The organism is Spirochaetota bacterium, assembly GCA_038043445.1.
Taxonomy (GTDB): Bacteria; Spirochaetota; Brachyspiria; order Brachyspirales; family JACRPF01; genus JBBTBY01.
Window position 1 is genome coordinate 1 of record JBBTBY010000036.1, and the last position, 11,500, is coordinate 11,500.

An 11,500-nucleotide genomic window follows, 5' to 3' on the forward strand; every position below is an offset into this window, starting at 1 on the left:
GACGGGAAAGCCGATGTTGATGTGATAGAGCATCATATGTTCGGTGTCCGCAAAACCGAGATTCTCCACTGCATCATGGATGGAAAATGACGCCGCACCGGCACGGGCGGTAATGGTACGTGTGAGCGCCACATTCTCGCCGAACAAGGTCACCTCGCGCATAGTCCCCTGCACCGTGATGATATACTCATCGCCATCCCATCTGCCCCCGTAGGAGACATTCCTTGCCGGTGTATACGATACGCGGCCGTGAAGACCGAGCGTTCTCTCTCCGTCGGTGCATGGCGCCCCGGCATAGGTCAGCCCGCAGGTGGTAAGAAGCCCGCTGTAGAATCCGCGGAGCCACCCCAATCCCTCCGGCTCATAGAACGATGCATGCTGAAATCCGGTGCCCGAGATGAACGACAGGGGCGTCCCGTTGTATGACGCATACCCTATATCCATGCCGCGGCCGGGGAGTACGGTGAAGCGAAGCGCCCCTGCACGAACATCGAGCGCGGTCACCCCTTTTTCCGGTCCATCGATAAGTTCAGCGGCGGTCACCCCCGCTATCTGCGATATATCGCCGACACGGCGGAGCAACTCATCGCGGCGATGATCTTTTCCCTGGAACAGCATGTCACAACTCCTACATAATAATGCCTACGCAAGCGGCAATGTCTGCTCGTTCTCATCGCGTACGCCCACGGGGCGTATCTTCCTGTGGAGCACGTTCATCTCGCGGTCCGTCTGATACGCGATGCAGTCGATGATGCGCACGGCAAGATCGTCGCTCGCAGCATCGGTCCTGAAATGACGTACTATCATCGACGGGTTCTCCCTGAAATAATCGAAGACATCGCTTACGATGCCGCAGGCTACCTCAACGTCGGCGAGGAATTGCGGGCTCTCGTACACGCGCGCGAACATGAAGGCGCGCAGTTCTTCGGTGGCGTCCATGATATTCGCCGCCATGGCGATATGCGGCTTCTCCATGCTCGCGATTATCACCGCACGCACCATGGTGTCGATGCGTTCCGAATACCGCTCGCCGAGAACACGCTTCGTCGACGCCGGGAGCTCCTCCCCCGATAGTATGCCGTAGCGTATCGCGTCATCGATATCGTGATTGACATAGGCAATGGAGTCGCAGACGCGCACTATCTCCGCTTCCGTCGTCAACGGATAGCGGCTCTCGTCTATCATCCTGCCTTTGCCTTTCGTGTGATTGAGTATGCCGTCGCGCACCTCTTCGGTAAGATTAAGCCCTTCGCCGCGCTCGAGCATATCGACGACACGAAGGCTCTGTTTGCTGTGATGGAACCCGCCGCCGATGATGCGGTTTATCGCCTTCTCCCCCGCATGGCCGAACGGCGTGTGCCCAAGATCGTGACCGAGGGCTATCGCTTCGGTGAGGTCTTCGTTGAGGCGCAGCGCTCTGGCGATGGTGCGTGCAAGCTGCGTCACCTCAAGGGTATGCGTAAGCCGCGTACGGAACGCCCCGTCCACGGCGGAGAGTATGACCTGCGTTTTATCCTTGAGGCGACGGAAGTATTCGCTGTGAATGATGCGGTCGCGGTCGTGCATGTATACGGTGCGAAGATCATCCTCTTCGCGCGGTATCTGCGATCCGCGGGAATTGACGGCAAGGGATGCGTATTGCGAAAGCGTTTCACGTTCCCGCGCTTCGAGCATTTCCCGGATATTCATGGGCCGATTGTATACCGGAGGCGGCTTTTTTCCAATACGGCATCTGCCGCTTACCGTATGACGATACTGTACGCCTCTCCATCGCGGGGATCGGGGATCACAACAGACACTGTGCCGTTCATTACCGCAACGACATGCGCTTTCGGTGACGGCGGTGCCGGTTGCGGCTGCAATCCCCTATCCGGAATACGGCTGATCAGAACGTTCACGGAAGCGGCCCCATAGGGAATATCATTAATGTCTATCGTCAGTGGTCCCGATCTTCCTTTTTGCCCATACCTTCCGGCGAGAACACGGATCTCTTTCCTGGCATCGTCACGGCTTGCGATAGCAATAGTCTGCGGCACCGCGCTCTCGGTAAGGATACGGATCCTGTTCATTTCGGCATATGCTTTATAGACCCAATAGATCGGACGAGTGGTGATATTATCATTCAGGAACATCCCTTCAAATCCGTTCCAGCAATCATTCCCAAGACCCCAGCAGGCGCGGTTGGCGTGATCCACCCCCGCTTTTTCGAGATAATAGAGATATCCGACACAATATCCCGGTATGAGATACTGCCCCTCCGGCGCGTATTCGTTGATGTGAATTTCCGGCGGTGCGGGATTGCAGAGCTTCGGATTGGTCTTGAAAAATGCGCGGATCTCATCCACATGCGCGGGAATGACCTCGGGGGTATCGAATTCGTGCCAGGCAAGCGCATCCAGCCGCAGATCATTGGAAGCGACATAGACAAGGAAGCGCGACAGGATCTTTATCCCATAGCCCAGAAAGCTCGGGGCAACGATCTTCACATTTGTCTGATACTGCCGCAGGGCATCATGGGTGATCTTGAACGTGTCATAGAACTGCTCAACAGGCATATCAAGTTTGCCTTGCCCGTAATTCGGTTCCGCGAACACGTCATAGTAATCGATGATGAAGTTCTTCTCCGCCCGTCCCTTGACAATGCCGTTCACCACCCCGAGCCACGATCTCTTGAATTGATCGTACGACTTGAAGCAATTCTTCTTTTTTGGTCCGCAGAAGGGACTTATCCTCACATCCCAGCCGTAATGCTCATTGAACACGTCTTGAATGTTGAATACGATCGCTGTTCCGAGCGTCTGGGGCAGTTTCGCCTCATCGACGACAAAGCCGTATACATTGTTGTCGAAATTGGCCAGCCGCCATGACGCGGGCTTGAGCGCGGTAACGAGTTCGATGGTCCGTGAATAGTCCCTGCCCTTTTCATACGTTACGCCGTGAACGAATCCCTGCCGCAGTTTCGCCGCCCCGATATCCCTTTTCGCATAGATGCAGATCTTCTGTCCGGTATCGTCGGTCTTCGTCCCCTGAGCGGCCGCCCCAACAACGAGTGAAAACAACAGTACTGCCGCAATGCAAGGATTGCACAGCGGATAGAAAACGCTTCTATTCATTTCATTTTACCTGTGCGTAGTATGCCTCACCATATGATGCCGGTAGGGAAAAGCTGATCCTCTTGTCCCCATCGGCTTTCACATCCTTCAGCGTTCTGCTTTCGCATTGCGGCACCGGTACCGTTCTGTTCTTATTGTTCGGTATCATATAGATATCGATCTGAACGGGCTTTCCCGCGTAGGGAAAATTCTCCAGCGAGACCATGACGTTCTGCCGCTCGGTTTTCGGAGAGTACGCGCCGATAAGAACCCTGATCTCGTTCTTATCATCATGCCTGCTCGCAAGCGCCACCGTCCTTCGTTCTTCGGATATCTTTTTTGTGATCAGCCGCAGTCCCCCGTCCATGTCGGCATAGTATCGGTTCACCCAATAGCGCGCTGTCGGTACGGCCGAATCAAAATCGAACATCCCGTTAAAGCCGTCCCAGCACGTTGAGCGTTGGCGGAACCCCACTTTCATTTCCCAGCAAGCCTTGGCTATGTAATCGATGCCAGCCTCTTCCATGTAGTACAGATATCCTGCTTCCCACCCCGGGATCAGATGATATCGGAACGAATACTCGTTCATGTGCAATTCCGGGGATCGCTCCTTGCGTAATCCGTTATCTTCCATGAGCTGCCGGATCTCGGCGGCCTTTTTCGGTATCCTATGGATATCCGGCTCATCATCCTCGCCCTCGAGATTATGCCAAGAGAATCCCCCCAGCCGGATGTCCATATCGGCGCAATACTTGATGAATTTCGTGAAGTACGCCTTGTCGTAAAAACCATAGTTCGGACCGAGCACTTTTGCTTTCGGGAAATGTCTCTGGACGGCATCATACCCTATCCTGAACAATTCCAGTTTCTGGTCATCGCTGACGTTCACCCATCCCCAGTTCGGTTCCGCAAGTATCTCGAAATAATCGAATCGCAGCCCGATGCCGGCGACTTCCGATAGATCCTTTTCGACCACCTGCGTGAACGCGTTCGTCAGATCGGCGAACGTGTTAAAGCACGACCGATCCTTCCTGCTCTTGTTCCGGCACGGCTGTTCAGGCGTGTTCAAAATTATCGGGAACCCCCACTGCATGTTGAACGCCGCCTGCAGGTTGTACTGCATTTTCGTTCCGAGGTTCTTTTGGAACCCTCCCTTTATCACGAAATCATGTACATTATTATTGAATGCCGCCATCGACCAATAGGCGGGTTTTGTAGCATACAGCAGCTGTATCTCCCGGGTATAATCCTTCTTCGGATCAAAGGTCACCCCGTGGACGAACCCGGAAAGCAGTTTTACCTTCCCCTTGTTCTTTGCACAATCTATGATGATCTCAGTGTCCGTGTCCGCCATAAGCGGCAGAACGGCAGCGGTGATCATGAAAAGGACGAATGATATCTTCATAACGATATCCTCCTCGAGTTCCTCACAATTTCACCCGGATGAGCGCCGTCACATCGTGCGAGAATCGATTCGACGGAAGCACTACATCCACGATGAGCGTGTAAAGAAGACCGAGGCTGAGGTTCTTGGTCAGCATAATGTCAACCGAAGCATTCACCGGAATGTTGAAGAATACCACTCTCGGCACTATTATCTGCAGATAACTGTAAAGCGTGAATTGCAGGTTCTCAAGCGGCTTATAGAGAACCGCCACCGATGCGATAATCCCCGGCGATGAAAGGTATGCCGGGCTCGAGCTGTACCAGGCATAGCCCCCCAATGCCCCGATATTCACCGTAAGCTCAGGAAAGATCTGCATCGGCATGATACAACCAGCGCCGGTGAAGAGCATATAATCGATATGCCGCTGCTCATTATAGCTCCCGGAGACGAACGCTTCCGCATAAAGGAAATCGAGTATGCGGTAATAGTAACGCGCATCGGCGACGCCGTCATTCCTCGATTTAACGATACCCGACTGCTGATAGCTGCATGATGCGAATGCTCCGAGTATATGTCCGTCGCTGTTGAAGAGGACACGGGTGCTGACACCGGCGCTGATAACGGGATAGGTGTTATAGAAAAAACCGAGCGACCCGTCGCCGTTGAACGAGAACCCGCTTTTCAGCCGGTAAAAATCGACCGTCTCGGGATGCAATACCTGTGCGGAAAGCGACAGGGGAATAAAGAACATAACGACAAGTACGGCCCTGATGCCTTGCCCTAAGAGACCTGCGATAGTCGTTCGATTGCACATATCTCCTCCTCATACCGCTGCGTACGGACGATAGCCATGATGGACCGCCATTATCGGCGATTGTACGGCGTGTTCCCGGCCGTGTCAAACGATCGAGATAGTAAGGTATGCCGCCCCGACGGGAAAGGGAATGTTCAATTGCGCATATAGTATGTCGAAATGACGCATCGATCAGGGTGCGAATTTCCTGCGGTACGTGATCGGTGATAGGTGCCGTATCCGTTTGAATACTTTTGAAAAGGCGAATTGATCGGAAAACCCGCATGCCGATGCTATTGCGCGAAGGGTATGTTCCGGATGTGTCTGTATCATCATTTCTGCGTTCGCAACACGCGTTCCAACGATAAAATCCTTCACGCGTTGTCCCACATGTTTCCGGAAAAGTCGACTGACCGTTGAGCGGCTCATGAAAAAACGATGCGCCAGCGTCTTAACGGAGATGTTCTCGGCGCAATTATCCGTTATATAAGCGAGCAGCTCCTCGACAACCGGCGAATGCACGACTCGGACGAGCTTTCTTGCGATAAGGTTCTCGATCAATACCGAATAGATGAATGCGAATTCCCGTTGCCACGCGGACGTTACGAGCGGCGCTGCGCGGAAGTAACGTATCGCTTTCGTCCGCACGTTCGGGCCGCATGCGGAAACGAGCGATCGCGGCGGACTGTCCGACGTCCGTACCTTACCCGCTTTGGCAAAACCGATGATACTGTTCTCACAATGGATCGGGACTACGAGTTCCTGCAATCCCGCGTGACAGCGATACCAGAGGGGAGCGCCGATACTTCGTGCTTTCTGCATATGATCGCGGTCGGACGCAAGACATGTCTTGCACCGCGATAATGTCCGGTGAACAAAGGTACAATACGGCGTCTGCGGTACGGGTGAGAACTTTGCAAGGGACATATCACGGCGGTATATACTGAGCGGAACGCCGGTTATCTCGGAAAAAGCACGCATTGTATCGATAGCCTCCGGATCGATGAGGACCTGCCTGGGGCGATTCGGCGGGGCGTGGTGCTTCATGCCCCAATAGTAGATCGGTTTTGCGGCATCGTCAAGGTTATCGATACGGGTTCTCCCGGCCGATGTTTGCGTTTCCCGCTACTTCTGCTATAATCGCTGTCCTATCGATCTCCCGGAGGGTAGTATGAAAAAAGCAATATCATCAGCGGTCATCGCAGCGGCAATTCTCGGAATGTTCGGTTGTGCGAAGCCGCGCGATGTAAAAGGTCTTGAAAGCGGTCTGCCGAACGACGCGGGAAAAGTGAAAGGCGATTTCGGCATGGAGCTTGTGGAGGGCGTTGTGTGCGCCGGCGTTGAGAAGCGTGCCCCGATCACACCCGGCACGTCGTATGCCCCGGGTGCGGATGGAACAGCGAAGGTGTTTTTCTTCACGCGTATCGCCTCCGAGGGCGTTACGAACGTCGTCTATCACCGCTATTCATATTATGTCCCGACGCTTTCCGGCCGCGGGATATGGAAAGAAAGCCATGTGACCGAACTTTCCGTGACAAAGTCGACCAATTACCCGACGTATTCATGGGCGCTCTCATCACCGGGGCTCTGGCGTGTCGACGCGCTCGGCGCGGACAGGAAGAGCATCATGAAGGGATTTGTTTTTGAGGTCGCCGGGGCGGCGAAGGAAGTGAAGAACCCCCTTGCCGGCACGGACAGCAAAGCGATAGTCTCCGTCGTCGATGCGGCGATCTGTGAGAACGTTGACAAACACGCAGCGGTGAATCCGGGCACCGAGTTCACCGCCGCCGAAGAGCCCAAGCGGATATGGTTCTGGGGAAAATTCAAGGCCCCGAGCGCTCCCGCAAAAGCGGTGATACGCTGGAGCAAGCTCACCGAATCGATAGACGGCGACAAGGATTTCGTCACCACGTATTACAGCCAGGTGGAGATAAAGAGCAAAGAGTGGACGACGTACTACTGGATAAACTGCACCGCGGGTGAATGGAAGGCCGATGTGCTCGCTGCGGATGAAAGCATTGTACGCTCGATCGAGTTCACCGTCAGCAAACAGCAATAAACGACAGCACACACAAGGGAATTGAGCCGATGACGATAACGCCTGAGATCATTCGAGAGCACAATATCACGGACGCCGAGTACGCGCTTATCAAGCAGCATCTCGGGCGCGAACCGAACATCAATGAACTGGGCGTGTTCAGCGTCATGTGGAGCGAACACTGCGGTTACAAGAACACGAAGCCACTCCTCAAGACGCTTCCCACCGAGGGCAAACAGATACTGCAGGGCCCCGGCGAGAATGCCGGCATCGTGGACATCGGCGGCGATGAGGCCATCGTCTTTAAGATCGAAAGCCACAATCACCCCTCCGCGGTGGAACCGTATCAGGGCGCCGCTACCGGCGTCGGCGGTATCCTTCGCGATATTTTCACCATGGGCGCGCGGCCCATCGCCATGTTGAATGCGCTGCGTTTCGGAACGCTCGACAATGAGCGCACGGTGCATCTTACCAAGGGTGTCGTCAAGGGCATCGGCGATTACGGCAATTGCGTGGGCATACCCACCATAGCCGGTGACGTGTACTTTGAAAAGACGTATCAGCAGAACATACTCGTCAACGCGATGTGCGTGGGTGTCATCAAAAAGGACCGCATCACAAAAGCGATAGCGAGCGGTATCGGCAATCTCGTCGTTTATTACGGCTCGACAACGGGCCGCGACGGCATACACGGCGCCACCTTCGCGAGCGAGGAGCTTTCCTCCGACGGCGAGGACAAACGCCCGTCGGTGCAGGTGGGCGACCCGTTCACCGAAAAGCTTCTCATGGAAGCCACGCTTGAGCTCATTGAAAAGAAGCTCCTTGTCGGCGTGCAGGATATGGGTGCCGCAGGGCTCACTTCGTCGTCATCGGAGATGGCATCGCGCGGCGGCGTGGGCATAGCCATGTCGCTCGATAATATACCCAAGCGTGCGGACGATCTTACGCCGTATGAAATGCTCCTCTCGGAATCGCAGGAGAGAATGCTTGCCGTCATTACGCCGGACAAACTTGAGGACATGAAAGCGGTGCTCGCGAAATGGGATCTGAACTGTGTCGTCATCGGAACAGTGGTGAACACCGATCGGCTCACGATAACCTACAAGGGTGAGCAGGTCGCCGATATTCCCGTGAAGGCGCTTACCGATAAGGTGCCGCAGTACACGCGCACCGGCGTCGTCCCCGAATACATCGCAGCAGCGCGGCAGATGAAGAAGCATAAAGCCGTACCGGCGAAGGATGCGCTCCTCGCACTCCTCGATTCGCCCAACATCGCGAGCAAGCGCTGGATATACGAACAGTACGATCATATGGTCGGCACCGACACCGTCATACGCCCCGGCGAGGCGGGTGCCGGCGTGCTCCGCCTCAAGGGTTCGCGCAAGGCGATAGCCACCTGCGTCGACGGCAACGGGCGGTACACGTATCTCAATCCGTACAAGGGCGGCAAGATCTGCGTTGCGGAAGCGTACCGCAATATCATCGCGGTGGGCGGCAAGCCCCTTGCGGTGACGAACAATCTCAATTTTGCCAATCCTGAGAAACCGGAGATATACTGGCAGCTTGAGCAGTCGATACGCGGCATGCGCGAGGCGTGCATCATACTCGAAACGCCGGTGACCGGCGGCAACTGCAGCATGTACAACGAGACCGGCGGATCACCGATATATCCCACGCCCGTCATCGGCATGGTGGGGCTTATCGACGATGTGTCCAATGCTCGTAAAGGATATTTCAGCCGCGAGAACGAATTCATCTATCTCCTCGGCGACACCCTCAATGAGATGGGCGCGAGCGAATACCTGTCCGTCGTGCATGATGAGATAGCCGGGGACACGCCCGAGATAGATCTCGCGCTCGAAAAAAAACACGGCGAAACGATGGCCGAGCTCATCAAATTCGGTCTTATCGGCAGCGCATCGGACATAAGCGAAGGCGGGCTTGCCGTTACGCTCGCGGAGATGTGCATCGCAAAAGGCCTCGGCTGCACGGTGACGTTCGATACCGGCATCCCCGCCGAAGCACTTCTTTTCGGGGAAACGCAGTCCCGCTATGTGTTCACCGCGTCACCGGAGAACATCAAAGCCGTCGAAGAGAAACTTCGTGCACGCACGGTGCGCTTTTATAAGCTCGGCAAGACCACCGCGGGACCGAACGCCCGGCTCATCATCAACGATGCGCTCTCCGTCGGGGTCGATGCGCTTTCCGGCGTCTATCGTACCGCGATAGAGAAGCGGCTCGGGGAATAAGCGCCCTATCCCTTCGACGCGATCTCCCGCATGAAGCCGGACGGCGAGACGCGGTAGAATTTCTTGAACGCCTTTGAGAACGTGAACTGGTCCGCGAACCCCAGGAGGCCCGCCACATCGCCGACCGAATGCCGCTGATCGGCAAGATATTCCCGCGCACGGTTCATCTTCAACCGCTCGATATAGCGCCGCGGGGTGATGCCTATCGTCTTCTTGAAATACGTCGAAAAATATTTGAGCGCCATGCCGGATGCCGACGCAAGCGCTTCCGATGCTATCGATCCATTGAGATGCGATGCGATGTAATTGATCGCGGGCTTTATCCGCTCAAGCGCCCTGCCTTCGGCGGACGTGGCATCGCTTCGCCGCGACAGGTTAAGCGAGGCGATGCGCGCGAAAAGTATGCTTATCGATGAGCGCAGAAGGAATGCGCCCATTGGCCGGGTGCTCCTTTCATCATCCCAGGCCTTCATGACCATGTGCGTTTCATCGGCGATGTCCGCACGGCGTACGGCCCCCGCCAGGTCGAGGTCATTGATGAAGCGGCGGCTTATCCCGAGCGAACAGTCGAAGTGGAAACAGAAGAACGACACCGGTGCATCCGACGAAGCGCGGTAGCGCACGCCGGGGGGCATGAGGAATACATCGCCGGCGGAAACAGCATCGGTACGCCCCGCTATCTCCGTATGGATAATGCCCTCATCGACGATCCATACATCGTAGTCCTTATGCGCGCGCTACTCATGCCATCCGCACGGGTGCGTATTCCGTGCGGCAAAGTGCATGGCAACGGCGATGTGCTCTGAAAGGTCGCTCAGGATATCGTTCATGCGCTTATTGTAACGGCAATCGAATGGCAGGGCAAGAGCGGTTCCCGTGTACTTTCTGACATGCAATACGAACGCAATGACATTCACTAATGCACCGTATCATGATATCATATCCTCACAAGGAGTTCCCATGAGAATAGGCATATGCGCAGGTATTGACGCCATAACGAAGGCACAGGCGGCCGGATTCGATTATATCGAACCCTCGGTGGTGTCGATCGCCGGTATGACGGAAGAACAATTCGCATCCGCATGTTCGCTTGCCGCATCGAGTTCCATCAGATGCGAAGCGTTCAATGTGCTCTTCCCCGGTGATATCAAGGTCGTCGGGCCTCAGGTGGACGCGGCGCGCATACAGGATCATCTGACGAAGTCCTTCGAGCGCATCGCGAAGCTCGGCGCTCAGATGGTCGTGTTCGGTTCGGGCGGGGCGCGGAAATGCCCGGACGGATGGGAAAAAGCGAGAGCGGTGGAGCAGTTCATCGAAACAGCGCGTATCGCAGGGGATGCCGCGAAGAAGCACGGCTTGACCATCGTCGTTGAGCCCCTCAATACCGGCGAAACGAATATCATTAACTCGGTCTCCGAGGGAAAGGATGTCGTCTCAAGAACGGCGCATCCGAACGTCAAGCTCCTCGCCGACTGGTATCATATACGGAAGGATAATGAACCGGCGGTTCATATATCGGAAGCCGGGGCATTGCTACAGCATATTCATGTCATCAACAGCAACGGAAGGAACGTCCCCGCATCCCGCGCTGAGGACGATTATGCATCGTTCTTCAGAGAGCTTTCGCTGATACACTACCGCGGACGCATGTCGATCGAGGGGAAAGTGAACGATATCGCTGTAGAGGGTCCCGTTGCGCTCGCCCTTCTTCGCGGCCTTGCGAAAGAACACGGCCTGTAGCCGTCATTCACCGACGTGTGACATGTACGCTGAACGCCAAGGCCACGCCGCAAGCACGGCCCTCCGTAAGTGAATTTTTTTTGTAGGTGAAATATACTGATCAATTAACGCCGGATTAAGAGGGATAGACACGAATTGCACGAATAAACACGAATAATTCGTGGAAATTAGTGTAATTCGTGTCTGGCTAACCATAGCCAT

At 55.2% G+C, this 11,500-nt stretch carries 11 protein-coding genes and 1 pseudogene; 3 read left to right on the forward strand and 9 right to left on the reverse strand.

What is annotated here, in order from left to right:
- The 6 genes from AABZ39_05585 to AABZ39_05610 form a co-directional block, all read right to left on the reverse strand.
- Window positions 1-618: DUF4432 family protein (locus AABZ39_05585; GenBank protein ID MEK6794226.1), on the reverse strand; the 618-nt coding region annotated here is incomplete at its 3' end.
- A gap of 24 nt (window positions 619-642) precedes the next feature.
- Complete coding sequence (locus AABZ39_05590) at window positions 643-1,689, reverse strand: deoxyguanosinetriphosphate triphosphohydrolase (GenBank protein ID MEK6794227.1); 1,047 nt, start codon at window positions 1,687-1,689, stop codon at window positions 643-645.
- A gap of 50 nt (window positions 1,690-1,739) precedes the next feature.
- A complete protein-coding gene (locus tag AABZ39_05595; GenBank protein MEK6794228.1) occupies window positions 1,740-3,113 on the reverse strand; it encodes a hypothetical protein in 1,374 nt (457 codons plus the stop codon).
- Window position 3,114: 1 nt separating this feature from the next.
- On the reverse strand, window positions 3,115-4,497 hold the full coding sequence (locus AABZ39_05600; protein ID MEK6794229.1) for a hypothetical protein: 1,383 nt from the start codon (window positions 4,495-4,497) through the stop codon (window positions 3,115-3,117).
- 22 nt (window positions 4,498-4,519) lie between these two features.
- Window positions 4,520-5,293, reverse strand: a complete 774-nt coding sequence (locus tag AABZ39_05605; protein ID MEK6794230.1) for a hypothetical protein — start codon at window positions 5,291-5,293, stop codon at window positions 4,520-4,522.
- Window positions 5,294-5,464: 171 nt separating this feature from the next.
- A complete protein-coding gene (locus AABZ39_05610; GenBank protein ID MEK6794231.1) occupies window positions 5,465-6,319 on the reverse strand; it encodes a PocR ligand-binding domain-containing protein in 855 nt (284 codons plus the stop codon).
- A gap of 124 nt (window positions 6,320-6,443) precedes the next feature.
- Between AABZ39_05610 and AABZ39_05615 the strand changes: the two genes are divergently transcribed.
- On the forward strand, window positions 6,444-7,331 hold the full coding sequence (locus tag AABZ39_05615; GenBank protein MEK6794232.1) for a hypothetical protein: 888 nt from the start codon (window positions 6,444-6,446) through the stop codon (window positions 7,329-7,331).
- A 29-nt stretch (window positions 7,332-7,360) separates the two neighbouring features.
- Window positions 7,361-9,559 (forward strand): phosphoribosylformylglycinamidine synthase subunit PurL, encoded by a 2,199-nt coding sequence (gene purL, locus AABZ39_05620; GenBank protein MEK6794233.1) that lies wholly within the window; start codon window positions 7,361-7,363, stop codon window positions 9,557-9,559.
- A 5-nt stretch (window positions 9,560-9,564) separates the two neighbouring features.
- Here purL and AABZ39_05625 read toward each other — a convergent pair whose 3' ends face one another.
- The 3 genes and pseudogenes from AABZ39_05625 to AABZ39_05635 all read right to left on the reverse strand — a co-directional run bounded on the left by AABZ39_05625 (window position 9,565) and on the right by AABZ39_05635 (window position 10,476).
- Window positions 9,565-10,038 (reverse strand): AraC family transcriptional regulator, encoded by a 474-nt coding sequence (locus AABZ39_05625; GenBank protein MEK6794234.1) that lies wholly within the window; start codon window positions 10,036-10,038, stop codon window positions 9,565-9,567.
- Window positions 10,039-10,131: 93 nt separating this feature from the next.
- Window positions 10,132-10,281 (reverse strand): annotated as a pseudogene (locus tag AABZ39_05630) (hypothetical protein).
- A 15-nt stretch (window positions 10,282-10,296) separates the two neighbouring features.
- The gene (locus tag AABZ39_05635; protein MEK6794235.1) at window positions 10,297-10,476 is read right to left on the reverse strand and encodes a hypothetical protein; all 180 of its coding nucleotides are present in this window, start codon (window positions 10,474-10,476) and stop codon (window positions 10,297-10,299) included.
- A 43-nt stretch (window positions 10,477-10,519) separates the two neighbouring features.
- Here AABZ39_05635 and AABZ39_05640 point away from each other — a divergent pair, with 43 nt between their 5' ends.
- Window positions 10,520-11,299 (forward strand): sugar phosphate isomerase/epimerase family protein, encoded by a 780-nt coding sequence (locus AABZ39_05640; GenBank protein MEK6794236.1) that lies wholly within the window; start codon window positions 10,520-10,522, stop codon window positions 11,297-11,299.
- Window positions 11,300-11,500 lie beyond the last annotated feature (201 nt).

What these genes read in the sequence shown, in the direction of transcription:
- AABZ39_05590 (MEK6794227.1), bottom strand. Translation starts at nt 1,689, where the DNA reads ATGAATATCCGGGAAATGCTCGAAGCGCGGGAACGTGAAACGCTTTCG.
- AABZ39_05595 (MEK6794228.1), bottom strand. Translation starts at nt 3,113, where the DNA reads ATGAATAGAAGCGTTTTCTATCCGCTGTGCAATCCTTGCATTGCGGCA.
- AABZ39_05600 (MEK6794229.1), bottom strand. Translation starts at nt 4,497, where the DNA reads ATGAAGATATCATTCGTCCTTTTCATGATCACCGCTGCCGTTCTGCCG.
- AABZ39_05605 (MEK6794230.1), bottom strand. Translation starts at nt 5,293, where the DNA reads ATGTGCAATCGAACGACTATCGCAGGTCTCTTAGGGCAAGGCATCAGG.
- AABZ39_05610 (MEK6794231.1), bottom strand. Translation starts at nt 6,319, where the DNA reads ATGAAGCACCACGCCCCGCCGAATCGCCCCAGGCAGGTCCTCATCGAT.
- AABZ39_05615 (MEK6794232.1), top strand. Translation starts at nt 6,444, where the DNA reads ATGAAAAAAGCAATATCATCAGCGGTCATCGCAGCGGCAATTCTCGGA.
- purL (MEK6794233.1), top strand. Translation starts at nt 7,361, where the DNA reads ATGACGATAACGCCTGAGATCATTCGAGAGCACAATATCACGGACGCC.
- AABZ39_05625 (MEK6794234.1), bottom strand. Translation starts at nt 10,038, where the DNA reads ATGGTCATGAAGGCCTGGGATGATGAAAGGAGCACCCGGCCAATGGGC.
- AABZ39_05640 (MEK6794236.1), top strand. Translation starts at nt 10,520, where the DNA reads ATGAGAATAGGCATATGCGCAGGTATTGACGCCATAACGAAGGCACAG.